Origin of the sequence: Paraburkholderia silviterrae, assembly GCF_004353915.1 — a bacterium.
Lineage (GTDB): Bacteria > Pseudomonadota > Gammaproteobacteria > Burkholderiales > Burkholderiaceae > Paraburkholderia > Paraburkholderia silviterrae.
Genome location: NZ_SMRP01000011.1, coordinates 63,428 through 88,857, shown reverse-complemented (window position 1 = coordinate 88,857; position 25,430 = coordinate 63,428). Strand labels below are relative to the sequence as shown.

Here is a 25,430-nt window from a genome sequence, read left to right as displayed (position 1 = left end):
AAGGCGCGGCACAGCGCGCGGGCGTGGCGCTCAGCGGTCGAGGCCGGCCATCAGCACGTACTTGAGCTCGACGTACTCGTCGAGCCCGTACTTCGACCCCTCGCGGCCGAGGCCCGACTGCTTCACGCCGCCGAACGGCGCGACTTCGGTGGAGATGATCCCGTCGTTGATGCCCACCATGCCGGACTCCAGTGCGTCCGCGATCCGCCAGGCGCGTCCGAGATCGCGCGTATAGCAATACGCGGACAAGCCATAGGGCGTGGCGTTGGCCTCGGCAATCACTTCGCCTTCGGTGTCGAAGCGAAAACATGCGGCAACCGGCCCGAAGGTTTCCTCGCTGGCGATCAGCATGCTGGCGCTCGCGTTGGCCAGCACCGTCGGCTCGTAGAAGGTGCCGCCCAGCGCGTGACGCTTGCCGCCGGTCAGCACGCGTGCGCCGTGGCGCTGCGCGTCGGCGACATGTGCCTCGACTTTGGCCAGCGCCGCTTCGTTGATGAGCGGGCCCTGGTCGCAGTCGCCCTTGAGCGCATCGCCCACGCGCAGTTGCTGCACGGCCTTCGTGAGCGCCTGGGTGAACGCGTCGTAGATGCCGCTCTGCACGTAGAAGCGATTCACGCACACGCAGGTCTGCCCCGTGTTGCGGAACTTCGAGGCGATGGCGCCCTGCACGGCCGTTTCGAGATCGGCGTCGTCGAAGACGATGAACGGCGCGTTGCCGCCCAGCTCGAGCGAGAGCTTCTTGAGCGTGTCCGCCGACTGGCGCGCGAGCAGCTTGCCCACGCGCGTGGAGCCGGTGAACGAGAGCTTGCGCACGACGGGCGACTCCGTGAGCGCGTTGCCGACGGCGACCGCGTCGCCGGAAACCACGTTGAACACGCCGGCCGGCACGCCGGCCTGCTCGGCCAGCACCGCGAGCGCGAGCGCGCTGAGCGGCGTTTCCTCGGAGGGCTTGAGCACCATCGTGCAGCCCGCCGCGAGCGCGGGGCCGGCCTTGCGCGTGATCATCGCGAGCGGGAAATTCCACGGTGTGATGGCGGCGACCACGCCCACCGGCTCGCGCGTCACGACAATGCGCGCGTGCGGCTTCGGGCTCGGAATGACATCGCCATAGCAGCGCTTGCCTTCTTCGGCGAACCACTCGAAGAAGCTGGCCGCATAGGCCACCTCGCCGCGCGCTTCGGCAAGCGGCTTGCCCTGCTCGCGCGACAGCAGTTCGGCGAGCGCGTCCCGGTGTTCGAGCATCAGCTCGCCCCAGCGCTTCACGCGCGCGCTGCGCTCCTTGGCGGTCAGCGCGCGCCAGCCAGGAAAGGCGCGCTCGGCGGCGGCGATCGCTTCGCGCGCCTGCTCGGCGCCGCCTCTGGCCACCTGAGCGACGATCTCGCCCGAGGCCGGGTTGCGGACCGCGTAGGTCTGGGCGCCCGAGTGCCAGGCGCCGTCGATGTAATGTCCAGTACGCAGAAAGTCTGTCATGCTGCTTGCTTCCCTTCAGTGAAGGCCCGCGGCGCACGCGCCTCGCGCGGCACGCGCCGGCCCGCCGTGTAGTCGTTGATGAGATCGCACGGCGTGTAGTTTCGATCGATCTCGTAAAGCTCGTCGGCGCTGAGCCGGGTTTCGAGCGCCGCGAGCGCACTATCGAACTGCGCTGACGAATCGGCGCCCACCAGCATGCTCGACACACCCTCGCGCGACAGCACCCAGGCCTGGGCGATCTGCGCGGGACTCACGCCGCGTGCGTGCGCCACGCGGGCGATCGATGCCGCGATTTCGCGCGAGGCGTTGTCGCCATACATCTGGGCCGTGAAGAAGTCGGTCTGGTTGCGCGTGGAGTCCGGTGCGCACGAAAGCAGGCCGCGCGCGAGCGGGCTGAACACGGAGACGCCCACGCCCTGATCGATGCAGTAGGGGATCATTTCGCGCTCCTCCTCGCGGTAGGCGGCGTTGAGCTGGAGCTGCATGTTGATGGGCTTGTGCCAGCCATTGCGCTCGCAGGCCTGCATGATCTTGGCGAACTGCCACGTGTACATCGTCGATACGCCGATGTAGCGCGCCTTGCCCGCGCGCACGATGTCGTCGAGCGCGCCCATGGTCTCTTCCACAGGCGTGTTCACATCGAAGAAGTGCAGCATGTAGACATCGACATAGTCCATGCCGAGGCGCTTGAGCGACGCGTCGATGCCGTCCATCACGTGCTTGCGCGAATGGCCGCCCGCGTTCTGATACGCGCCCATGTCGTAACCGACCTTGGTCGTCACGACAATTTCCTCGCGGCGCGCGAGGCGCTTGAGAATGCGGCCGACGACTTCTTCGCCGACGCCGGTCGAATAGAAGTCGGCGAGGTCGATGAAGTTGACGCCGGCGTCGAGCGCGTGGCGCACGATCGGCTCGCTTTGCGCTTCATCGAAAATCCAGGGCTTCCATTGCGGCGTGCCCATGTTCATCGTGCCCAGGCACAGGCGCGAAACTTTGAGGCCGGAATGGCCAAGACGCACGTATTCCATGGCTTGTGTCTCCTCTTGAACAGACCCGCTCAGGCTTGCTTGGGCGTATAGAACGGGTTGGAGACGTCGCGTGCGGCGGCGAACACGTCATCCTTGCGGGGCAGGCCTTTCATGGCCGCGAGAATCGCGTTCTTGCAGGCGCGATAGTTGTTCTCGAACACGGCGTCGAGGTCGTCGGTTTTCGGGTTGACCCAGTTCGCCGACACCACCACCCAGTCGTTTTCGGCTTCCGGCGGCAGCGTGCCGTTTTCGAGCGATTCGGCCACCGCCTTTGCGATGCCAGCTTGCGAGGCGCCCCACGTGGCGTTGCCGTGGAAGTCGTTTTCGATTTGCGCCTTGTTCACGTAGAGCGTGAGCGGCTTGGTGGGAATGCCGGGCCTGGCGATGACGACGAATGGCGCATGGCCCGCGGAGGGCGTGGCGAGCGCGGTGGAGAACGCCTGGCCGGCCGGACCGTTGCGCGGCCCGACCAGTACGTTGATGTGCGCGAGATTGACGCCGGGCCCTTCGAACCCTTCGCCGATGTAAAGCTGCTTGTCCATGTGTCTGCTCCTTGGCCGATACGTAATGAAACGGTGGAGCGATTGTGCGACCGCGCTGGACAGCGCATGAATCGATGATTTCTCGCCGGGTTGCGAGGCAAACTCATATCCGGGTTTCCGCCAGGTCATGCCCGGCGGCCGACGCCTTCAGTCCTTTACGCCGCGCTTGCGCAGCAGATAGGTGTCCATGATCCAGCCGTTCGCCTCGCGCGCCTGTGCTCGCACGCACGCGATCTCGTCCTTCACATCGTCGAGGCGTCCCGCCACGAGGATCTCGTCGGGCGTGCCCACATAGGCGCCCCAATAGATGTCGAAGTCCTCGCCCGCAAGCTGCGTGTAGGCGTTCTGCGCGTCGAGCATCACCACGGCGCTGTTGGCATCGTCGGGGAAGCCGTTCTCCGCGAGCCGCCGCCCGGTCGTGATGCTCACGGGCTGGCCGATGAAGTTCAGCGGCACGCGATGCTTCGCCGCGAGCGCCTGCACGCTGCTGATACCTGGAATCACCTCGAATTCGAACGCGAGCCGCCCCTCGGCGAGGATCGCGTCGAGAATGCGGATCGTGCTGTCGTAGAGCGACGGGTCGCCCCACACGAGGAAGGCGCCGCATTGGTCCTCGGCGAGCTCGTTTTCGATCAGGCCTTCGAACACGCGCTGCTTGTCGCGGTTGAGCTCGTCCACGGCCGCCTTGTATTCGACGCCGTCGCGCCGGCGTTCGGGGCTTTCCGCTTCGACGATACGGTAGTTCGGATCTCTAATGAAGCGCGCGCAAATTTCCTTGCGCAGCGCCACGAGCTTATCTTTCGCGGGACCTTTGTCCATCACGAAGAACACATCGGCGGCGTTGAGCGCCTCGATGGCCTGCACGGTCAGGTAATTCGGATCGCCGGCGCCTATGCCGATGATGAGGATCTTTTTCACGTGGAGAGTCCGGTGGATGAGTCGTCGGAGAGCGGTTCGATGCCGGCTTGAAATGAAAGCAGGCCGCGCGACGAATCATAGCGTGAGTTCGACAGTTCACCCATCGACGCTTCGCGGGGCAGTTTTCTTCAATACGGGCTCGCGCGCGCCTCGTATGCTCGACGCTGGATCATCGCCGACTGGCGTATCGAGGAGAACCGTGAGCACAGCACTTTCCATGGCCGCCTTCGCGCTGGCCACGTCGATCACCCCTGGACCCGTCAATATCGTCGCGCTGGGCGCGGGCGCGCGTTATGGACTGCGTGCGAGCCTGCGCCATGTGACTGGCGCGACGGTTGGATTCGCGCTGCTGTTGCTGCTGATCGGGCTCGGCCTGCGCGAGCTGCTTGCGCAGTGGCCTTCGCTCACGCGTGCGATCGAATGGGCGGGCGTGGCGTTTTTACTGTTTGTCGCGTGGAAGCTGGCGGTGGACGATGGGCGCATTGAGTCGCCGCGCGCCGCCCGCGGCCCGTCGCTGATGACCGGCGCCGCCATGCAGTGGCTCAACCCCAAGGCCTGGCTCGCTTCGGTTGCGGGGATGGGGGTGTATGCGGCCTCCGGCGAGAGTGGGATCGTGTTGCAGTTCGCGGCGATTTACTTCGTGGTCTGCTACGCGTCGATTGCGTGCTGGGCGTGGGCGGGCGCATCGATGAGGCAGGCGCTGCGCGTGCCGGCACGTGTGCGGGTCGTGAACCGGATGATGGCGGTGATGCTCGCCGTGAGCGCGCTGTGGTTGCTGTTAGATTGAGCTGCGGGCGCAGGCACTTTCGAGTGCGTTTGAGATTCGGTTTTGGTGGGGGTTTTCTGGGTGTTGGCCTTTCCTTGTTTTCATGTAGGTCTATTAGTGTTACCCCTGTGCGGGGCGGCACCTACTTTTCTTTGCAGCGGCAAAGAAAAGTAGGCAAAAGAAAGCCGCTCAAACCGCCAGTGTGACGCAGTGGACCACTAACCTTTAATCGGAGTGGCTCCGGGGCGTCTGTCATCACGCGTCGTCACCCGGAGTGACAAAGGGCTCATCCATCCGGCGGCGCTTCGCGCGCCGTGAGGCATAACCAAAACCAGTGGGATGCACGCGTTTTCGTAGGACTACCGGATATTCGCTCAGCAGTATTCCCGCGCATTCTCAGGCAGCACGCCCGGTTTTCCTTGCAGACCTTTCCGCCCGCGCGTAGCGCGCGGCGGGAAGGATGAGTCCTTTGTCACTTACGCGTAGTGTGCGAGGTGACGGATGCCCCGGAGCCGCTCCGATTAGAGGGCAGTGGTGGACTGCGTCACACTGGCGGTTTGAGCCGCTTTCTTTTGCCTACTTTTCTTTGCGGCTGCAAAGAAAAGTAGGTGCCGCCCCGCACAGGGGCAACACCAATATACCGACATGAAAACAAGGAAAGGCCAAAGCGCCAAAGCACACGACAAAACACACACCAAAACACACACCAAAACACACAACAAAAAACGCACACCTCATCCGCGATATTGCCCCGGCGTGGCCGCCACAAACTGTCGGAAGGCGCGCTGCAGATGCGCCTGATCAGCAAACCCAGCCTCGACGGCAACGTCCGCAATAGCATGTCCGCGCCGCAATTGCGCCCGAGAGAACTCAATGCGCCGGTTCACCACATACGCATGCGGAGTCAAACCATATTGCTCACGAAACGCGCGGATCAGATACGAAGGCGAGAGATCCGCCGCCGCGCAGATCTCTTCAAGCTTGAGCGCGCGCGTGTAATTGCTGTCGATGAATTCGGCGGCGCGAGCGAGGCGCCGGTTCGGCTCGGGCGGCGCACTCGCACGCGGCGCGGGGTTGAGCGCCTGCTGAAGCGCCATGAAGTACTGCATGGCGGCGCTTTCCTTGCGCAGCACGTCTTCGCCCGGATTCACGAGCACCTCGTAGAGCGCATTCAGGCCCGCGAACAGATCGGCGCGCCACGTGAGCGTCTGCTCGAACGGCACGAATCCCGCCTGCGTGCCGAAGCCCTGTGCATGCTGGAGCTTCGCGAGCCAGTCCGCATCGAGATAGAACATTCGATAGGCCCACGCCTCGTCGGCAGCGGGATTGCATGCGTGCACAACTTCCGGGTTGACAATGACAACGGCGCCCGCATGCACGTGTTCGAGCGTGTCGCCGTTCGAATAGGTGCTGCGCCCGCCCGTCACCGCGCCAATCGAGAACGTGCTGTGCGCGTGACGCCCGTAGCGCAGCTTGCGGCCATCGGCGATGGCGCGCACTTCGATGAACGGGAGAGCCGGGTCGCGCCAGAACGTGGGCGTGGAGTCGGTCGGTTGTGGCACGGTGGGCCTCGGTGGCATGACAGCGCGAAGAATCGAATGGGCATATTAACGCAGACCGGCGCTGCCATTGTGCAAAGGCGTATGCCGCAATCGTGCTAGCGTCGTGCTTCGATCCCCTTTTTATCCCGTACAGCAAAGCCTATGAATGCCGCTCCGCTCGCGATCCGTGCGCTCACCGAAGACGATGTCGACGCTTTCCACGCCCTGCGCCTTCAGGCCACCGTCGATACGCCCTATGGCATCGTGCCCACGCGCGAGGAAGAAGCGCGCTGGACGCGCGAGGAAAATATCGCGCGCGTGCGCGAGACCGATCAGCAAGCCGTGTTCGGCGCCTTCGACGGCGCGGCGCTCGTGGGCATCGTGGGCTGGCGGCGCGAGACGCGTCAGAAGCTCGCGCACAAGTCGATGATCTGGGGTGTGTTCGTGGAGCCCGCATATCGGCGCTCGGGCGTCGCACGGCGCTTGATGGAGTGTGCCGTCGAGCATGCGCGTGCGAGCGGCGTCGAGCAGGTGCACTTGTCCGTGGGCGCACGAAATCCGCGCGCGCAAACGTTGTACCGCTCGCTCGGCTTCACGATTTATGGCACCGAGCCGCGCTCGCTGTGCATCGACGGCGAGTATTTCGACGAAGAACTCATGGTCCTGATGCTGGACTGAGCGCAAGGCATGTCACGCACGAAGTGTCGGTGCGCCGGCGCACACAATAAGTCTATTCATCATTTCGTCATACATGAGCGTCGATAATGCACCCCGAATAAATTGGCCTTTCGTGTCACGAGTCGCGCAGCCATAGCGCGTCCGGCACGGCGAAGGCCCGGGGATTTCGACATGACCATTCGCCACCGCATCACGCTACTCATCGTGCTGATGTTCGTCGCGTTGTCCGCCATCGGCGGCTACGCGGTCTATCAGACGCGCCGCAGCGCCACCGACGTTCACCAGGTCACGCAAGGCGTCGTGCCCAGCGCGCTGGCTTCCTCCGATCTCGTTGCGCTCGTGAAAGACGTGCAGCTCGCGACGATGACGCTCGTCTACGCGCCCGATGCGACCACGGCCCAACTGGCGCAGGACGAGCTCAAGAAGAAGGAAGCCGCGCTGCGCGCCGCGCTCGACGTGCAGCGGCAGGCCGCCGCGAGCCACGCGCAGGACGGGCTCGTCGCGCAGGCGCGGGAAAGCATCGCGAACTATTTCAACGCCATCGAAGAAACGGCGAACATGAAGGCGGCGGGCAAGAACGCGCTCGCGCAGGCCTATCTTTTCGCGAACGTCGCGCAGTATCGCGACGAACTCGAAGGCATCGTCACCACGATGCGCGTGGAGAAGAATCGCCAGAAAGACGCGGCCATCCAGGCGCTCAACGGCATGCTCGACACCACCACGAGCGCCATCGCCGGCGTGACGGGCGGCGCGGTCCTGCTGCTCACGCTGATCGGCGCGCTGCTGTACCGCCAGATCACGCGGCCGCTCTCGCGCATGCAGGAAATGATGAGCGAGATCGCGTCGAGCCAGGACTTCACGCGCCGCGTGCCGGTGGGCCGCATGGACGAAATCGGCCACTCGGTCGTCGCGTTCAACGGCATGATCGAGAAGATCCAGCACAGCTCCGCCCAGCTCAAGCGCAAGACCGCCGATATTCAGGCGATGCTGCAGAACATGCAGCAAGGCATTCTCACGGTCGTGGAAGGCGCGAGCGTGCACAACGAGTATTCGGCCTACCTCGAAGCGATCTTCGAGACCGGCGAGATCGCGGGACGCCCGCTCATGGACCTCGTGTTCTCGCACACGGAGCTGGACGCCGACACGCTTGCGCAGATCGACGCCGCCGTGCACGCGTGCCTCGGCGAAGACGACGTGAACTTCGCGTTCAATCAGCATCTGCTCGTGAATGAGATCACGCGCACGATGCCCGATGGGCGCAAGAAAGTGCTCGACCTGAGCTGGTCGGCGATCACCGACGAAAACGACGTGGTCGTGCGCCTCATGCTGTGCGTGCGCGACGTGACCGAGCTGCGCGAGCTCGCGGCGGAGGCGGGCGAGCAGAAGCGCAGCCTGCAGATGATCGGCGAGATTCTCGCGGTGAGCGAGGAGAAGTTCCATCGCTTCGTGGAAAGCTCGAAGGGCTTCATTCACGAGAACGAGCGCATCATTCGCCAGCACGATTGTGCGGACATGGACGCCGTTGCCGCGCTGTTCCGCAACATGCACACGGTGAAGGGCAATGCGCGCACGTACAGCCTCCAGCATCTCACGGGCGTCGTGCACGAGGTGGAGCAGCGTTACGACGCGCTGCGCCGCGCGGATACGAGCCACAGCTGGGATCAGCAAGCGCTGATCGACGATTTGCAGCGCGTGCGGGACGCCGTCGATCACTACGCGACGCTTAACGAAGTCAGTCTCGGGCGAGGCGCGCGCGCGCAGGGCGACGGTGGTGTACCTGGCGGCATTGGGCGCGAGCCGATCGATGCGAGCTTGCACCTGCTCGACGGCGCGAACGAACATGATCTCGATTCGCTGCGCTCGATGCGCGTGGAGTTGCGCCGCGTGCTGGGCGGCATCGGCACCGAGAGCGTGGAGCAAGCGCTCGCAGGCGTACTCGGATCGCTGCCGTCGCTGGCGCAAGAGCTTGGCAAGGTTGCGCCGCACGTGCGTATCGACGATGGCGGCTACCGCCTGCGCAGCGAGGCGGCCGTCACCGTGAGCGACGTCTTCACGCATTTGCTGCGCAATTCGCTCGACCACGGCATCGAGATGCCGGCGCAGCGCCGCGCGCGGGGCCTGGATGACGCGGGGCACATCGGCATCGCACTCGGCGTGGCCGACGGCGCGCTGCGCATCGCGCTCGCCGACGACGGCCGCGGCCTCGCGCTCGCGCGCATTCGCGCCATCGCGGTGGAGCGCGGCTGGCTGGGTCAGCACGAGAGCGCAAGCGACGAGACGGTTGCCGCGTTCATCTTCCACGCGGGCTTCTCCACGGCGCACAGCGTGACCGAGGTGTCGGGGCGCGGCGTGGGCATGGATGCGGTGCGCGACTTTCTCGAGCGCAAGGGCGGCCGTATCGAGCTGCGCTTTACCGACAACCGCCAGGGCGCCGATTATCGGCACTTCGAAACGATCGTGTATTTGCCGCAGGCATGTGCCGTGGCGTACGCCGGGGAGCGCCCGGCATTGCGCGAAGCAGCGCTGGCGGACTAGCGGGGGTAGCTGTGGTTTTACCGTATTTGATGGGAGCAGCGGCGGGCGTCGCGGTGGCGGCGCTGTGCGCAGCGGGGCTCTTCTCGCGCTCGCGTGCGCACTGGCGTCATGTGCAAGAGGCGCAGCGCGAGCAGCAGCAAGAAGCGCTCGCGCAGGCCGAGGCACGCGTGCTGGCGGCGCAGGAGAGCGCCGCTCAGGAGCAAGAGGCACTGGGCGCGCAGATCGAGTCGCTGCGTGCGGACCTGGCGCAACGCAAGTGGGTGAACGAGGCAATGGAAGCGGCACTCGGCGCCGAACGCGGGCGTAGCGCCGAAGCACGGCAGCGCGCCGAACGCATTGCCGCGGAGGCCGCGCGTCTGAAGCAGATGTCCGCGACCTTCGAGCGCTGGCACGAGCAGATGATCTCGCTGATGGCGCAGAACCACGACATGCACCAGAAGAACCAGGAGCTCTCGTCGATCGTGAGCCATGTGCTGATCGTGTCGCTCAATGCGTCAATCGAAGCGGCGCGCGCGGGTGCGGCCGGACGCGGTTTCTCGATCGTCGCGGGCGAGGTGCGTGCGCTCGCCACGCGCTCGCAGGAGCTCTCGAAGAGCTACCGCGACAGCCTGAATCGCAACGACCTCGTCACGACCGCGACGTTCCAGGACATCCAGGCGGGCGGCAAGATGATCGCGGCCTCGCTCGCGAGCGTGGAGTCGCTCACGCAACTGCTGCACGCGCAACTCGAAGAAGCGCATGATGGGGCGCACGCATGATCGGCCCGCAGGCGCAGGACAGTTTCGAGCGGATTTTCTTCGCGGCGGCGCGCACGCGCCTCGTGACCGATCCGCAGCATGCGTGCGAGATCGCGCCTGCCCCGGGCGATCTTGCGCAGGGCGAGCATGCGGTCCTGCTCACGATCTCATCGATGCAGTTTCGTTTGCTGCTCCTGCTTCATGTAAAGGATGACGAAGCAACGCGCGCGTATTACATGGGCGGGGCCGAAGGTGTGCTGGTGGACACGTTCATGGAATTCTGCAACCTGTGCTGCGGGGCGATGAACCAGCAACTGGTCGAGCATTTTCCGGACCTGGGGATGTCCACGCCGTACGCGCTCGGCAGCCAATGCCTGCCGTATCTGCGCGTGCTGAAGCCGGACCATGTGAAGTCGTACGCGCTCACGATCGACGGCACCGTGCGTCTTGGGGCGACGCTCTGCATCTGTACGCGCTCGCCGCTCGATTTCGTTGCCGTTGAGGCGGTCGAGGCGCATGACAGCGCGGGCGAACTGGAATTGTTTTGAAGCGACTCAATGAGTCACACGCAATCGCAGGTGCAGGAAAGCAAACGCATGAACACGAACAAGCCGATTAGCAAGATCCTGCTGCTGGAAAATGAACCCGCGCGCGCCGAGGCGCTCGCGCAGTTCGGCGACGCGCATCATCTGGCCATCGTGCCGGTGCGACGCGACGCGCTGGCGGCCGCGCTGCGGACGCACTACGACCTGGCCGGCGTGCTGCTGGGAGAGGACTATGGCGGCTCGCGCGAGGCCGCAGCCGCGGTGGCGCTCGCGCTCGAAGCCGAGCGGCCCGAGTTGCCGGTCGTGCTGCGCCGCGCGCCTTGCGAAACCGCGGGCGCCAGCGCGGAGCTGCCCGAGGCGCTGCGCCGTGTGCCGCGCGCGAGCTGGATCGAGGACGATCCGCAAACGCTGCGCGCGGCGCTCGATGCGCAGGTGTTCTCGCACGAATATCCGGACCCGCTCGTGGACGGCATCGCCGACATGACGCTCGGCCGCCTGCGCAGCCTGTTCCCCGATCTGGAGGCGAGCTGGGACACGCCGGAAATCGTGCGCGACCGCATCATCTTCGGGGAGGTCCTCACGCTGATCCCGATCGAGACCGCGTGGTGCCGCGGGTGGCTGCTCATGCAGACTGAGGAGATGCCGCTGCTCGAGCTGCTGCCGCAGCGCGCAGGCCGCGACGAAGCGCACGACTTCCGCGACGTGAACGGCGTGCTCGCCGAACTCACGAACCTCGTCTGGGGCGCGTTTCGCAACCGCTACCTCGGCAACGCGCGCGCCGCCGATGAGGCGGGCCGGGGACGCGCACAGGTGCAGGTGCCGCTGCTCATCAATCATCGGCGCCGCTATCTCTCGTTCGGCTCGGACAATCTGCAGCTGTGCATCAAGTACCGCCTCACCTGCCCGAAAACGGGCCGCGAAGTGGTGGTCGACCAGCGCTTCGTGTTCAGCCTCGGCTGGTCGCCCGAGGGTTTCGACGAGACGGCCGCGCAGGCCGCAGCCGCCGCCGAAGAAGAGCAGGCGAGCGGCGAGCTCGAATTGTTTTGACGATATCGACGAATCGACGTAAGGCGTCGACGTAAAGCGCGCCACTCACGGCGCGAAGGAAAGGAACGACATGGCAAAGATTCTGGTGGTGGACGATTCGAGCACGGTGCGCGACGAAGTCGCGGGCTTCCTGCGCAAGAACGGTCTGGACGTGGACACGGCGGTGGACGGCAAGGACGGGCTCGCAAAGCTGCGCGCGAATCCGGGCGTGAAGCTCGTGGTGAGCGACGTGAACATGCCAAACATGGACGGCCTCACGATGGTCGAAAAGATCCGCGGCGAACTGGGGAATGCGGGGGTCAACGTCGTGATGCTCACGACGGAAAGCAGCCCCGCCATGAAGGAGCGCGGCAAGGCGGCGGGCGTGCGCGGCTGGATCGTGAAGCCGTTCAAGGGCGACGCAGTGCTGGAGACGTTCCGCAAGCTGGCGGGCTGAAGGCCCGCCAACGTGCTGCGCTCGTGATCACCTGGACGGCATGACATTGCCGTCGGCATCCAGCACTTTCACATCGCCGAGGTTGAGGGCCCTGACGGGCTTTTCGATCGTCTTCAGGTCGCCGACGATGACCCATGTGACGCCCTGCGCCCGGACGACTTCCGCGAGGGCCGATTGCGCCTGCGCCGGCGTGACGCCTTCGACTTGGGCCTTGAGCTGGTTCACGTAATCGGCGGGACGGTCGTATTGCGCGATGGACTGCATCGCGTCGAGCACATCGCTGCCTGTCTGGAATTGCCCGGGCATGCTGCGCACCGTTGAAGCCTTGACGTTCTCGATCTCCTGCGCGGTGAGCGGCCGCGGGCCGGCGACGTCGGACAGCTCCTTGACGATTTCGCGCATGGCATCGGCGGTCTTGTCGGTTTGTACCGGGGCAGTGATGAAGAGTGGACGCTGGCCGACTGCGTCCACGAGGTCGCTATTGGCGCCATAGGACCAGCGCTTGTTTTCGCGCAGATTCATGTTCAGACGCGACATGAAGGTGCCGCCGAACGCGTCGTTGGCCAGTTCGAGCTGCAAGGCTTGCGCAGACTTGCTCGATGGCGCGAGGAGCCCGGCCAGGATCATCGACTGCCCGGCGCCCGGGCGGTCGATGAGGAATACGCGCGCCCTGGTTTGCGGAGTCACCGGGGCGATATTCTTTTTCGGCACCGGGCTGTGCGGCGCCTTCCAGTCTCCGAATACCGCTTCGAGCTGCGGGACGATCTGCTTCAGCGTGGTGTCCCCAGCCACGAGAATCTTCACGTTGTCGGGCCGCATCCAGTCGCGGTGGAACGCCTTCAGGTCGGACGGCTGGATGGATTCGACGGACGCCTCCGTACCGGAGCCGGTGAACGGAATGCCATAAGCGTGTTGCTTGCCATAAAGCTGCACCGGCAGCGTGCGCAGCGCGAGCGCATTGGGATCCGACTTCTCCGCCTCGATGTCGGAGGCGTTGAGCTGGCGCTTGACGTCTTCGGCTTTGAACGCCGGATTGCGCACGATGTCGGCAAAGAGGGCAAGCGACGGTTGCAGCCGGTCGTTCAAGGCGTCGAGCGACGCCCAGCAAGCATCGAGCCCGCAGTTGACGTTGGTGACGGCGCCCAGTTGCTGTTTGAGCCTGTCGACGGCCATCGCATCGAGGTCGTGCGTACTTTCGTTCATGACGATTGCCGTGGCATTGGCCGTGCCGAGCTTGCGCCCCTGGTCGGCTGCAAAACCGGCGTCGAACAGGAGTTGCACGTGCGTGACCGGAATGGCATGCCACTGTGCCAGCACCACTTCAATGCCATTGCTGAGCCTCGCGTGCTCCAGCGCCGGAAACTTCAGGCCGGGAAACGTGGTCACCGGCGGCACGCCCTTACTTCGGTCTACCTGGCTTTTTTCCGTGACGTAGGCGCGCGCGGGCGGCATCTGCGGCGCGGGGTGGCCTTCGGCAGCACCGCGCGGGGGGATTTTGGCGAACTGCTCGCCGCGATCGGGCTTCGTATTGGCAGGCAGCACGGTCAACACGTAGCTGCCCTTGCTCAGCCACCTCGCCGCCGCTGCCTTGACGCTTGCCGGCGTGGCCGCTTCGGCAATAGCCGCACCTTTCGCGTAGGCGAGCGGATCGTTGCGCAAGACCTGCCCGTCGGCAAGGATCCTGAGTTTGCCGCTGTTGCCGCCCACATTCTCGAGGCTTTTCAGAATCGCCAGCCGGACGGCGAGCTTGGCGCGCTCCAGTTCGTCGGGCGTCGGACCCGCGTCGACGAACCGCTTCACCTCGTTGTCGATCGCTGCATCGAGCGCGCGCAGCTTCCCGGGGTGCACTGAATCGACGGAGATGGTGAAGGTGCCAGCGAGCGCGTAGGGTGTCGAGTTGGCGCCCACCGAGTCCGCGAGCTTGTCCCGGTACACGATGCGCTGGTACAAGCGCGAGGTTTTCTCGCCGCCCAGTATCATCGCGGCCAACTGGAGCAGCACGGAATCGTCCGCACCGACCTGGGGCGCGACCCATGTGCGGGAAACGCTCGGATTGGCCACCTGGTCGTATTGCACGCCATACTGCGTTTGCGCGAGCGGCGTGACCCACGGCTGCTGACGCGGCACGGGCGGCCCCGCGGGGATGTCGCCGAAATACTGCGCGGCCTTGGCTCTCGCCTGCGCCTCCGTGATATCGCCGACGAGCACGAGCGTCGCATTGGCCGCGCCGTAGTACTGCCTGAACCATTGCTTGACGTCGGCGAGCGAGGCAGCGTCGAGATTGGGTACCGATCCGATGACGCCGTGCTGGTACGCATGATTGGCGGGCCAGATGTGGTTGAGAACGTCCTCCAGTACATGGCCTCCCGGCTCGTTTTCGCCTTGACGCTTTTCGTTCTCCACGACGCCGCGTTGCGTGTCGAGTTCATGCTGGCCGATCGCACCGAGCAGATGACCCATGCGGTCCGATTCCATCCACAGCGCCATGTCGAGCGCCGTGGTCGGGACCGTTTCGTAATAGCGGGTGACGTCGAAGGACGTCGCGCCGTTCTGATCCGTCGCGCCGGCGCGCTCGAACGGCGCGAAGTACGAGCCCTTGTGATTCTCGGAGCCGGAGAACATCAGATGCTCGTACAGATGGGCGAAGCCGGCCTTGCCGGCTGGCTCGTCGGCGGCGCCTGTGTGATACCAGACGCCTACCGCTACGACAGGCGCCTTGTGGTCCTCGCTGACGACCACGGTCAGGCCGTTGGGGAGCGTGAAGCGCGTGTACGGAATCGTCGCATTCGATTGCGTGGTGGTCGATGGCGGCGCAGCGCCGAACGCGAGCTCGGTCATGACGAGCGGGAAGCTCAGCAGTGCGAAGGCAAGCAGGGAGACGATTTTCTTTGGCATGGCGAATGCGTGGCGCGTGTTGTGGCTGGATCAGTGCGCAGGCATTCTAGATTGCGTTTCCGGCGCCATCGGTGTCGGAAGTGGACAAAGCTTGAGCAAGGTTTGTGTTTCAGCTAACAAACTTTGAGAATCGGATCGCTCTCATGGAACCTGGAGCGGTCGTGAATTGACGAAGCCCAGCTCCAGGCCGGGCTTCGGGATGTTATTCAGCCGGTTTCCGGCCAGCAGGCCGAGGCTGACGGAGGTTGGCCTTCGTGCTGTCGCGCGCGACGCGAGTGCGCTTCGCGATCACGCTGCGAGCGCCGCTGCCTTCGTCGGGCTCAGCAACACCGGAATCGATTTCGACGTAGGCGTGCCCGCGCCATCCGCAATCGACGAAAGCGGCACGAGCGGATTCGTCTCCGGATAGTAGGCACCGAGGCACCCGCGCGGAATGTCGTACTCCACTAGCAGGAAGTCCTCGACGTGGCGCTCCACGCCGTCGTCCCACACGCTCGTGATGTCCACGCGCTGGCCAGGCTCGAAGCCGAGCATCGTAATGTCCTCGCGGTTCGCGAACAGCACGCGGCGCTGGCCATAGACGCCGCGATAGCGGTCGTCGAGACCATAGATCGTGGTGTTGTACTGGTCGTGCGAGCGCGTGGTCATCAGCGTCATCAACTGCTGGCCGTGCGCGGCGCGTGCGCGATGGATCGGCGTATCGAGCGCGATGGCATGCACCACGTACTGCGCCTTGCCGCTCGGCGTCTTCCAGATGCGATCGCGCGAGGCCACGCCCAGGTGGAAGCCGCCCGGATGCTTCAGGCGCTCGTTGTAGTTCTCGAAGCCGTCGAAGACCTTTTCGATGCCGTCGCGGATCTTCGCGTAGTCGGCGGCAAGCCCGAGCCAGTCCACCTTCTCGCTACCGAGCGTGGCGTGCGCCATGCGCGCGACAATGGCGATTTCCGAAAGCAGATTCTGCGAAGCGGGGCGGTTCATGCCGTACGAGATATGCACCATGCTCATCGAGTCTTCCACGCTCACGCCTTGCGGCACGCCGTTCTGCAAGTCGATCTCGGTGCGGCCGAGCGTGGGCAGAATGAGCGCGTCTTCGCCATGCACGAGATGGCTGCGGTTGAGCTTGGTGGTCACGTGCACCGTGAGCGCGCACGAGCGCATCGCTTCCCACGTGCGCGGCGTGTCGGGCGTGGCGATCGAGAAGTTGCCGCCGAGGCCGATGAACACCTTCACATGGCCTTCGAGCATCGCGTGGATCGTCTCGACCACGTCGTAGCCGTGCTCGCGCGGCGGCTCGAAATCGTAGGCCTTGCCGAGGCGGTCGAGGAACGCCTGGGTGGGCTTCTCCTCGATGCCCACCGTGCGGTCGCCCTGCACGTTCGAGTGTCCGCGCACGGGGCACAGGCCCGCACCGCGCCGCCCGATGTTCCCGCGCATCATCATGAGGTTCGAGAGCAGTTGCACGGTCGCGAGCGAGTTCTTGTGCTGCGTGATGCCCATGCCCCAGGTCGCGATCACGGCCTTGCCCTTCACGTAGATATCCGCGAGCTTGAGCACTTCTTCGAGCGGCACGCCCGCCTCGGCGACAATGGTGTCCCACGACTCGGCGCGCAGGTCGGCCGCGAAGGCCTCGAAGCCCACCGTATGTTCGGCGATGAAATCCACGTCGAGCACGCGTTCGGCGCCGCGTTCTGCACCCATCGCGCGCGCGGCGTCGTCGAGCTCGAGCGTGCGCTTGGCCACGCCCTTGATGAGCGCGAAGTCGCCGCCCACGCGCGGGCGGATGAACACCGAGCTGATCTGGACTCCTGAAGGCGAGAGCATGTCGAGCGTGTGCTGCGGGCTTGCGAAGCGCTCGAGGCCGCGCTCCTTGAGCGGGTTGATCGAGACGATGGTCGCGCCACGCTTCGCGCAATCGCGCAGCTCGCCCAGCATGCGCGGGTGATTGGTGGCGGGATTCTGGCCGAAGATCAAGAGCGTGTCGGCGTGCTCGAAGTCGTCGAGCGTGACCGTGCCCTTGCCGATGCCCACCGTGCCCGGCAGGCCGCGGCTGGTGGCCTCGTGGCACATGTTCGAGCAGTCGGGGAAGTTGTTCGTGCCATACATGCGCACGAACAGCTGATAGAGGAACGCGGCTTCGTTGCTGGCGCGGCCCGAGGTGTAGAAGGCTGCGCGGTTCGGATCGTCGAGCGCGTTCAGGTGCTTCGCGACGAGCCTGAACGCGTCGTCCCAGTCGATCGGCACGTAGCGGTCCTGCTTCGCGTCGTAGACAAGCGGATCGGTCAGGCGGCCGTGCTGCTCCAGCTCGTAGTCCGATTGCGCCATCAGTTCGGTGACGGTGTGCTCCGCGAAGAATTGCGGCGTCACGCGCTTGCTGGTGGCCTCCGCGGCCACGGCCTTCACGCCGTTCTCGCAGAACTCGAAGGTGGAGGCGTGCTCGCGGTCGGGCCAGGCGCAGCCCGGGCAGTCGAAGCCGTCGGGCTGGTTCTGCTTGAGCAGCGTCCGGTAGTTGCCGCCCGTCACCTTTTCCTTGATGAGGTTGATGGCGACTTGCTTGAGCGCCCCCCAGCCGGCGGCGGGATGGTGATAGGGCTCGATGCGGGGTTGCGGCTTTTTCATGTTGCGTTCGGATCTGGTCAGGCAGGGACGGTGCGGATGCGCCGCCCGATGTGCGAAGACTACTGTGTTCCTGCAGGCCCGGTGATCACAGAAAAACGAAAAAGCAAGGGATACAGTTGCGACGATTTGACATAGACTCACGGGATCGCCCGATTCGCTTTGCCTGCCGCCCGTGACTGCCCCGCCGACTGTGCCCCGCTACGAACAACTCGCCGACGACATCGAGGCCGCCGTGCGGCGCGGCGTGTTCGCGCCGGGCGAGCGCATTCTCTCGGTGCGGCGCGCGAGCGAGCAGCATGGCGTGAGCATCAAGACCGTGGTGCACGCCTATGCGCTGCTCGAGAGCCGGGGCGTGATCGAATCACGGCCGCAGTCGGGGTTCTTCGTGAAGGCCCGTCCCGTGGTGCTCGAAGGGCGAAATGCGCGCTCGGCGCATGCTCCGCAGGGAGGCAAGTCGCGTCATGGCCGCGCGGCGAAGGCGCCGATGGAGCCCGTGCACAACGCGGCGCCCGCTTCGGTGGACGTGAGCCGCCTCGTGCTGTCCACCTTGCGCAGCATCGTCGCGCAGGACGCGGTGCCGCTCGGCTCGCCGTATCCGGACCCGGCACTCTTTCCGTGGCGGCGCATCAACCAGTATGCGAACGCGATCGCGCGGCGCCACGCGAGCTGGAACCTGATCGACGACCTGCCGCCCGGCAACCCCGAGCTGATCCGCCAGATCGCGCGCCGCTACGCGGAGAACGGCGCCGACATCGATCCCGAGGAAATCGTCATCACGGTGGGCGCGACCGAGGCCATCAACCTGAGCCTGCAAGCGGTGGCGAAGCCGGGCGACACCGTGGTGGTCGAGTCGCCCACTTACTACGCAATGCTGCACGCGATCGAGCGTCTCGGCATGCGCGCGATCGAAGTGAGCACGCACCCCGAGACCGGCATCGACCTCGATGCGCTCGAGCGCGTGCTTGCGCGCAAGAAGGTGGCCGCGTGCATGGTGATGCCGAATTTCCAGAATCCGCTCGGCTTTCGCATGCCCGATGCGCACATGTTGCGGCTCGTGGCGCTGGCCGAAGCGCACGACTTGCCCGTGATCGAAAACGACGTCTATCAGGAGCTCTACTTCGGGCCGACGCGGCCATCGTCGCTCAAGCAGTTCGACACGCGCGGGCTCGTGCTGCATTGCGCGTCGTTCTCGAAGAGCCTGTCGGCGTCGTACCGCATCGGCTGGGCGCTGCCGGGGCGCTACCGCGCGCAGGTCGAGAAGCTCAAGTTCCTCAATACGCTGACCACGCCCTCGGTGCCGCAGGTGGCGCTCGCCGACTATCTGCGCCACGACGGCTACGACCGCCACCTGCGTCGATTGCGCCGCTTCTATCGCCAGCAGGCGCGCCTGATGCGTGCGATGATCGAGCGGTTCTTTCCCGCCGGCACGCGCACCTCCGACCCGCAGGGCGGCTACGTGCTGTGGGTCGAGCTGCCGCCGCGCGTGGATTCGATGCGGCTCTACCGGGCCGCGCTCGCGCAGGGCATCACGATCGGGCCGGGCTACATGTTTTCGATGCGCAACAATTTCCACCATTACATCCGCCTGAACTACAGCTATGCGTGGACCGCGCAGACCGAGACGGCGTTGAAGACCCTCGGCGAACTGGCCGCGAAAATGGCCTGAGGAGACCTACGATGAACAATGAAAACGATCGGCACGACGGCGAGGAAAACGGCGACGAAATCGATCCGGCGCTGGTGGCCATACTCGAGCAGCTCTGGCGCGCGCAATGCGAAACACCGGGGCGCGCGTGGTCGCTCGCGAAGCTCTCGAAACAGGCGGGCGTGCCGATGAGCGGCCTGCGCCGCCATCTCACGGCGCTCGTGGACGGCGGCCTCGCGGTGACGACGCTCGCCGAGGACGGCACCGGCAGCGCAAGCCTTTCCGAGGACGGTCGCGGATTCTGCGCGGAGGTTTTCGGCGCACCCGCACCTTGACGCGGCCGGCTCCTGCCGTTTTCACAGGTGGCTTCTAGCTACTGCACTGAATCTAATTCCATTCGCCATCATTGGCGCAATCGCCATGGACTATATCGACACCCTGCGGATCTTTCGTTCCGTGGTCGAGGCGCGCAGCTTCACGCGCGCCGCGGACATGCACGGGCTTGCCACGCCCGTCGTCTCGCGCGCGATCGCGCGGCTTGAAAAGCGCCTTGGCAGCCGGCTCTTTCATCGCACCACGCGCGCGGTCTCGCTGACTGAAGCCGCCGAGCGCTTCTACGACGGCTGCTGCCGCGTGCTCGACGACCTGGACGCGCTGGAGGCCGGCGCGACCGAGCAGACGCGCGAGCCCAGCGGCGTGCTGCGTCTCGTTGCGCACACTACGGCGGCGGTGAACCGGCTCGTGCCGCTCATTGCCAGCTTCAAGCGTGCGTATCCGAAGGTGACGCTCGACGTGACGTTGACCGAGCGTCCCGTCGATCTGGTCGCGGACGGCTTCGACCTGGGGCTCGTGCTGCCGTTCATGCTCAACAACGACGGCACGGTCACCAAGTTGCTCGACCGCATCCCGCTCGCGCTCGCCACGACGCCCGCGTACCTCGCGGCAACCTCGACGCCGCGGCATCCCGCCGATCTCGAATCGCACGTGTTCGTGCCCATGCCGCCTTCGCTGCGCAAGCCGTCGCTCACATTCCGCGCGGGCGACGAGGACGTGACCGTGCGCATGAAGTACGACATCGCCTCGAACAATCCCGACTTCAACTGCGCGATGGTGCTCGAAGGCTTCGGCATCGGCATCCTGCCGCTCCCGCTCGTGCAGCGCGAACTGGAGACGGGGCGGCTCGTCACGCTGCTCGACGACTTTCCCATCGTCGACGCACAGATCGAGCTTCGCATCGCCTACGCGTCGCGCACGCTGCTGCCCGCGAAGGTGCGCGCCTTCATTGACCACGCCACCGAGTTTTTTGGCGGCGCAGCCCAGGCGGCACAGCAAGGAAACTGAAGGCAAAGCGGTCCCAGGCAGGGGCGATTGTTGTCGGCGCGGTCATAAAGTGATGCCGCGCGCGACGGTTGTTTCGGAGCGCCGCATCGTCTAATCTGTGCATATGCACGCTTACGCGCGCGGCGTCTGTTGCTGCGCAGCGCGCGCCGTCTGAAGCGCCCCGATGTTTCTCCAATGACCGGCTTCAATCGCACGGCGGCTTTTTCAACTTCGAAAGTGCATATGCACAGGTGAACGTCATGTCGAGTCCTTCCACTCCCGCCCCGGTTGCGGCGCGGCGCGAGCGCGCGGGTCTGCCGTGGATGCCGCTCGCGCTCGGCGCGGTGGCGCTCGTGCTCGCGGTGGCGGGCGGCTACTGGTTTTTCGTGCTGCGCTTCATACAGACCACCGACGACGCCTACGTGGGCGGCAACGTCACGGTGATGGCGCCGCGCGTGAGCGGCTTCGTCGCCGAGATCCTCGTGCAGGACAACCAGCGCGTGCGGGCGAACCAGGTGCTCATGCGGCTCGACCCACGCGACTATGACGCGAAGCTCGCACAGGCCGACGCCGAGCTCGCGAGCGCGCGCGCCGCGGTGGCGGAGCTGGAAGCGCAGCGCACGCTGCAGGCCGCGGTGATCGGCCAGCACCAGGCCGAAGTGCGCGCCTCGGACGCCGAGCTCACGCGCAGCGCGCAGGATCAGACGCGCTATCGCGCGCTTGTGAAAGACGACGCGGTGTCGAACCAGCTCGTCGAGCGCGCCGATGCCGATTACGCGAAGGCGCAGGCCTCCGTGGCCCGGAGCGGCGCGTCGGTGGTGGCCGCGCAGCGCCAGCTCGACGTGCTTGCCGCGCAGATCGCCAACGCGCAGGCACGCGTGGGAACGGCCGAGGCGAACCGGCGCCTCGCCGCGCTCAACGTGGAATACACGACGATCCGCGCACCGGTGGACGGGTACATCGGCAACCGCACTGCGCGCGTGGGCATGCTCGCGAACGTGGGCGCGCCGCTCTTCACGGTGGTGCCCGCGGCCGATCTCTGGGTGGACGCGAACTTCAAGGAAGACCAACTCAAGAAGATGCATGCAGGAGACCACGCCGACGTCATGCTCGACGCCGCAAGCACAACGCTGCATGGCACGGTGGAGAGCCTTGCGCCCGCCACGGGCGCGACCTTCAGCGTGCTGCCGCCCGAGAACGCCACGGGCAACTTCACGAAGATCGTGCAGCGCGTGCCGGTGCGCATTCGCGTGAAGGTGCCGCAAGGCATGGAGGGCGTGCTGCGGCCCGGCCTTTCCGCCACGGTAACGGTGCATCTGCGCGATGGCGGGCAAACCGCCGCCGCCGTGGACTGACGCCGTGCATTGAAACAGGGTGGCACGACATGAGCGATACGACTTCCGCCATAGAAGTACGGCCCGTGCGGGCGGGGCACGAGGCACACCAGGCCCCCGAAGCACACGCAGCGCACCACAAGCTCGCGCCGCACGAGCAGCCCATGGCGCAGCGCGCCTTCGCCTTCGCGTTGATGTGCATCGGTTTTTTCATGGCCACGCTCGACATCCAGATCGTCGCTTCCTCGTTGCGTGACATCGGCGGCGGGCTCTCCGCGAGCCAGGACGAGCTGTCCTGGGTGCAGACAGCGTATCTGATCGCCGAAATCATGGTGATTCCGATGTCCGGCTGGCTCTCGAAAGTGTTCTCCACGCGCTGGCTCTTCGTGGCCTCGGCGGTGGGCTTCACGGTGACGAGCATGCTGTGCGGCCTTGCCTGGGATATCGACTCGATGATCACGTTTCGCGCCCTGCAAGGCGCGCTGGGCGCGGCGATGATCCCCACCGTGTTCACCACCGCCTTCGTGCTCTTTCCGGGCAAGCAGCGGATCGTGGCCTCCACGACCATCGGCGCGCTCGCCTCGCTCGCGCCCACGCTCGGCCCCGTGATAGGCGGCTGGATCACCGACCAATGGTCGTGGCACTGGCTGTTCTATCTGAACCTTGTGCCGGGCATCGCCGTGGCCGCGCTCGTGCCGAAGTACGTGCATATCGACGAGCCCGATCTCGCGCTCATCAAGCGCGGCGACTATATCGGCATCGCGCTGATGTGCGCCTTTCTCGGCTGCCTCGAATACGTGCTCGAAGAAGGGCCGCGCAAGAACTGGTTCGGCGACGACACCATCGTGGCCTGCGCATGGGTCTCGGCAATCTGCGGCTTTCTCTTCATCGTGCATGCGCTCACCGCGAAGGAGCCCGTCGTCGACCTGCGCGCGCTCGCGGTGCGCAACTTCGGCATCGGCAGCGTGCTCTCGTTCGTCACGGGCATCGGCATCTTCGTGGCGGTGTTCCTCACGCCGCTCTTTCTTGCCGAGGTGCGTGGCTTCAGCTCGCTGCAGATCGGGCTTTCGCTGCTTTCGGTGGGCGTGTTCCAGATGCTCGCGCTCGGTGCCTATGCATACGCCACGCGCTTCTTCAGCATGCGGGCGTTGATGCTGTTCGGCCTCGTTTGCTTCGGCCTTGGCTGCTATCTGTACGTGCCGCTCACGCACGACTGGGGCTGGCAGCAATTCCTGCTGCCCCAGGCGCTGCGCGGCGTGGGCCAGCAGTTCGCGATTCCGCCTATTGTCACCATGTCGCTCGGCTCACTGCCGCCTTCGCGGCTCAAGTCGGCAAGCGGTCTCTTCAACCTGATGCGCAACCTGGGCGGCGCGATCGGCATTGCGGTGAGCGCGACCATGCTCAACGACCGGCTCAACTTTCACTATCTGCGGCTCAATGAGCGTGTCGTGCACGGCGCGCCGCAAGTCGAGAGCTTGCTCGCCGGGAGCACGAACCACTGGTCCGCTATTGCAGGCAACACGCTCGATGCGGCGCAAGCGGGCCTCGCGCAACTGCATGCGCTCGTGCTGCGCGAGGCGCTCGTGATGACGTTCTCCGATACGTTCTTCGTGCTCTCGCTGTGCTTCGTGGTTGCCATTGCCTGTGTGGCGTTCTCGCAGCCTGTCCACAACACACCGCCGCCCGATGCCCATTGAGTCCTTGAGGTTTCCTATGCAATTGCGAGGCCATTCCCACTCGAAGCCACAGCGCCTCGCGCGCGTGGGGCTCGCGGCTCTCGTCGCGGCCGTGCTTGCCGCCTGCGCCGTGCAGCCCGCGCAGCACGCCGATCTGCCTTCCGCCGTGCACGCGACGGCTCCCGCCGCCTGGCGCATCGACGCGCCGCAGGACGCCGTCGATGCGCGCGCGTGGTGGGCCCAGTTCGACGACCCGACACTCGATGCGCTGCTCTCGAGCGTGCTGAGCGGCAATCTCGACTTGCAGGCGGCGGCCGAGCGTGTGAAGCAGGCGCAATCGATCACGACGCAGAAGCACGCCGCGCTGCTGCCGCAACTGGACTTCACGGCGCACGGCGCCTACGAGCGGCAGAACACGCCGCCGCCGCTCGGCTACGTGAAAGAGGCGGGCGCCGGTGTGACGCTGAGCTGGGCGCCGGACGTGTTCGGCGGCGAGCGTCTGGACCTGCTCGCGGCACAGGCGAACCTGGTGGGCCAGCAACATGCGCTCGACGCGGTGCGGCTCGCACTGGCGGCGGATACTGCATCGGCCTACGTGGATCTGCGCTGGGCACAAGCCGAACTGAAGATTCTGCAGGACAACGTATCGATCAGGCAGCGCACATTGCAGTTGACTCAAGACCGCTTGAAGTATGGCCTTTCGACTCAGCTCGACGTAACGCGTGCGCAAACTCAGTTGAGCGAGTTGCAGGCGCGCATTCCGCGCGCGCAGGCGAGCATCGACCATCAATTGAACCTCATCGCGGTGTATACGGGGCGCACGCCCGAGTCGGTCGCGCAGCTCGCGCTGGCTGCGCCCGCGCCCATTCCGGCGGCGCCCGCGGGCGTGCCGCAATGGCTGCCTTCGGAGGCCCTGTTGCGCCGCCCCGACGTGCAGGCCGCTTACGCGACCGTGCAGCAGCGCGCGGCGGAAGTGGGCGTCGCGCGCGCGGAGCGCTATCCGAAGTTCTCGCTCAATCTCACGGACGGTGTGCTCGCATCGTCGTATCTGGGCCTGCCCACGCTCACCGACAACCTCTTCAGCGCGGCGCTCAGCGCGACGAGCCCGATCTTCAACGCGGGCCGCATCACGGCCGATATCGAGCAGAGCGAGAGCCGCATGCGCGAGTCGCAACTGAACTTGCAGCAGACGATGTTGCAGGCGCTGCGCGAAGTGGAAGACAGCCGCAGCGACCTCGTGAGCACGGCGGGCGAGACCCAGCAGTTGCGCGACGCCGTGACGTCGTCCGAACAGGCGCTCAAGCTCGCCAACCAGCTATACAAGGGCGGCGCGGCCGACTTTCTCGACGTGCTGAGCGCGCAACAGACCTGGCTTGCCGACGCTGATCTGCTCAACAACGCCAAGCGCGAGCGCGCGCTCGCGGCGGTGGCGCTCTATCGCTCGTTGGGCGGCGGCTGGAGCGAAAGCGGCGATGTGGTCGCGGCCGGCGCCGGCACGCCCGCCATGAGCGAGGCGCAAGGCGGATGAACATACGCGCTGCTTCGCGAACGATCACGCAGCCAGGGCGGTCGCGGCAGTCACGGCACTCGCAGCGCTCGCAGCACTCGCGGTACTCACGGCACCCACGGCACCCACGGCACCCACGGCACCCACGGCACCCACGGCACCCACGGCACTCACGGCACTCACGGCACTCACGG

Annotated in this window: 20 protein-coding genes; 13 read left to right on the top strand and 7 right to left on the bottom strand. The window is 65.7% G+C overall.

Annotated elements, in window-relative coordinates; translation table 11 throughout:
- Positions 1–30: 30 nt before the first annotated feature.
- From EYW47_RS21585 to cobF, 4 genes are all read right to left on the bottom strand, one after another.
- Positions 31–1,470 (bottom strand): NAD-dependent succinate-semialdehyde dehydrogenase, encoded by a 1,440-nt coding sequence (locus EYW47_RS21585; RefSeq protein WP_133196874.1) that lies wholly within the window; start codon positions 1,468–1,470, stop codon positions 31–33.
- Positions 1,467–2,498 (bottom strand): aldo/keto reductase, encoded by a 1,032-nt coding sequence (locus tag EYW47_RS21580; RefSeq protein ID WP_133196873.1) that lies wholly within the window; start codon positions 2,496–2,498, stop codon positions 1,467–1,469. The genes EYW47_RS21585 and EYW47_RS21580 overlap by 4 nt, the downstream gene beginning before the upstream one ends.
- A 29-nt stretch (positions 2,499–2,527) precedes the next feature.
- Complete coding sequence (gene fae, locus EYW47_RS21575; protein ID WP_133196872.1) at positions 2,528–3,040, bottom strand: formaldehyde-activating enzyme; 513 nt, start codon at positions 3,038–3,040, stop codon at positions 2,528–2,530.
- Between the two features lie 147 nt (positions 3,041–3,187).
- The gene (gene cobF, locus EYW47_RS21570; protein WP_133196871.1) at positions 3,188–3,958 is read right to left on the bottom strand and encodes a precorrin-6A synthase (deacetylating); all 771 of its coding nucleotides are present in this window, start codon (positions 3,956–3,958) and stop codon (positions 3,188–3,190) included.
- A gap of 199 nt (positions 3,959–4,157) precedes the next feature.
- On the opposite strand from cobF, the gene EYW47_RS21565 reads away from it, so the two are divergent.
- On the top strand, positions 4,158–4,745 hold the full coding sequence (locus tag EYW47_RS21565) for a LysE family translocator (protein ID WP_133196870.1): 588 nt from the start codon (positions 4,158–4,160) through the stop codon (positions 4,743–4,745).
- A gap of 713 nt (positions 4,746–5,458) precedes the next feature.
- Here EYW47_RS21565 and EYW47_RS21560 read toward each other — a convergent pair.
- On the bottom strand, positions 5,459–6,304 hold the full coding sequence (locus tag EYW47_RS21560; RefSeq protein WP_133196869.1) for an AraC family transcriptional regulator: 846 nt from the start codon (positions 6,302–6,304) through the stop codon (positions 5,459–5,461).
- Positions 6,305–6,427: 123 nt separating this feature from the next.
- Between EYW47_RS21560 and EYW47_RS21555 the strand changes: the two genes are divergently transcribed.
- The 6 genes from EYW47_RS21555 to EYW47_RS21530 all read left to right on the top strand — a co-directional run bounded on the left by EYW47_RS21555 (position 6,428) and on the right by EYW47_RS21530 (position 12,243).
- Positions 6,428–6,943 (top strand): GNAT family N-acetyltransferase, encoded by a 516-nt coding sequence (locus tag EYW47_RS21555; RefSeq protein ID WP_133196868.1) that lies wholly within the window; start codon positions 6,428–6,430, stop codon positions 6,941–6,943.
- A gap of 171 nt (positions 6,944–7,114) precedes the next feature.
- The gene (locus EYW47_RS21550) at positions 7,115–9,478 is read left to right on the top strand and encodes a HAMP domain-containing protein (protein WP_133196867.1); all 2,364 of its coding nucleotides are present in this window, start codon (positions 7,115–7,117) and stop codon (positions 9,476–9,478) included.
- A gap of 11 nt (positions 9,479–9,489) precedes the next feature.
- Positions 9,490–10,236 (top strand): methyl-accepting chemotaxis protein, encoded by a 747-nt coding sequence (locus EYW47_RS21545; protein WP_133196866.1) that lies wholly within the window; start codon positions 9,490–9,492, stop codon positions 10,234–10,236.
- On the top strand, positions 10,233–10,763 hold the full coding sequence (locus tag EYW47_RS21540) for a hypothetical protein (RefSeq protein ID WP_133196865.1): 531 nt from the start codon (positions 10,233–10,235) through the stop codon (positions 10,761–10,763). The genes EYW47_RS21545 and EYW47_RS21540 overlap by 4 nt, the downstream gene beginning before the upstream one ends.
- A gap of 48 nt (positions 10,764–10,811) precedes the next feature.
- Positions 10,812–11,807 carry a chemotaxis protein CheX gene (locus EYW47_RS21535; protein ID WP_133196864.1) on the top strand — a complete coding sequence of 332 codons (996 nt, stop codon included), beginning with the start codon at positions 10,812–10,814 and terminating at the stop codon, positions 11,805–11,807.
- Positions 11,808–11,877: 70 nt separating this feature from the next.
- Positions 11,878–12,243 carry a response regulator gene (locus EYW47_RS21530; protein WP_133196863.1) on the top strand — a complete coding sequence of 122 codons (366 nt, stop codon included), beginning with the start codon at positions 11,878–11,880 and terminating at the stop codon, positions 12,241–12,243.
- Positions 12,244–12,270: 27 nt separating this feature from the next.
- Here the strand turns inward: EYW47_RS21530 and EYW47_RS21525 are convergent, their stop codons facing one another.
- Positions 12,271–15,138, bottom strand: coding sequence for a M16 family metallopeptidase (locus tag EYW47_RS21525; protein WP_240763836.1), 2,868 nt, complete (start codon positions 15,136–15,138; stop codon positions 12,271–12,273).
- Positions 15,139–15,426: 288 nt separating this feature from the next.
- Entirely contained in the window at positions 15,427–17,754 is a 2,328-nt protein-coding gene (locus EYW47_RS21520; RefSeq protein WP_133196862.1) for an FdhF/YdeP family oxidoreductase, read from the bottom strand.
- Between the two features lie 190 nt (positions 17,755–17,944).
- Here EYW47_RS21520 and EYW47_RS21515 point away from each other — a divergent pair, with 190 nt between their 5' ends.
- From EYW47_RS21515 to EYW47_RS21490, 6 genes are all read left to right on the top strand, one after another.
- A complete protein-coding gene (locus EYW47_RS21515) occupies positions 17,945–19,420 on the top strand; it encodes an aminotransferase-like domain-containing protein (protein ID WP_133196861.1) in 1,476 nt (491 codons plus the stop codon).
- Between the two features lie 11 nt (positions 19,421–19,431).
- On the top strand, positions 19,432–19,734 hold the full coding sequence (locus EYW47_RS21510; protein WP_133196860.1) for a helix-turn-helix domain-containing protein: 303 nt from the start codon (positions 19,432–19,434) through the stop codon (positions 19,732–19,734).
- Positions 19,735–19,819: 85 nt separating this feature from the next.
- Positions 19,820–20,740, top strand: coding sequence for a LysR family transcriptional regulator (locus tag EYW47_RS21505; protein WP_133196859.1), 921 nt, complete (start codon positions 19,820–19,822; stop codon positions 20,738–20,740).
- A 239-nt stretch (positions 20,741–20,979) separates the two neighbouring features.
- Positions 20,980–22,074, top strand: coding sequence for an HlyD family secretion protein (locus tag EYW47_RS21500; RefSeq protein WP_133196858.1), 1,095 nt, complete (start codon positions 20,980–20,982; stop codon positions 22,072–22,074).
- A 143-nt stretch (positions 22,075–22,217) separates the two neighbouring features.
- Entirely contained in the window at positions 22,218–23,750 is a 1,533-nt protein-coding gene (locus tag EYW47_RS21495; RefSeq protein WP_133197001.1) for a DHA2 family efflux MFS transporter permease subunit, read from the top strand.
- Positions 23,751–23,766: 16 nt separating this feature from the next.
- Positions 23,767–25,257: an efflux transporter outer membrane subunit gene (locus EYW47_RS21490; protein ID WP_133196857.1), complete on the top strand. Its 1,491-nt coding sequence runs from the start codon at positions 23,767–23,769 to the stop codon at positions 25,255–25,257.
- Positions 25,258–25,430: the final 173 nt, after the last annotated feature.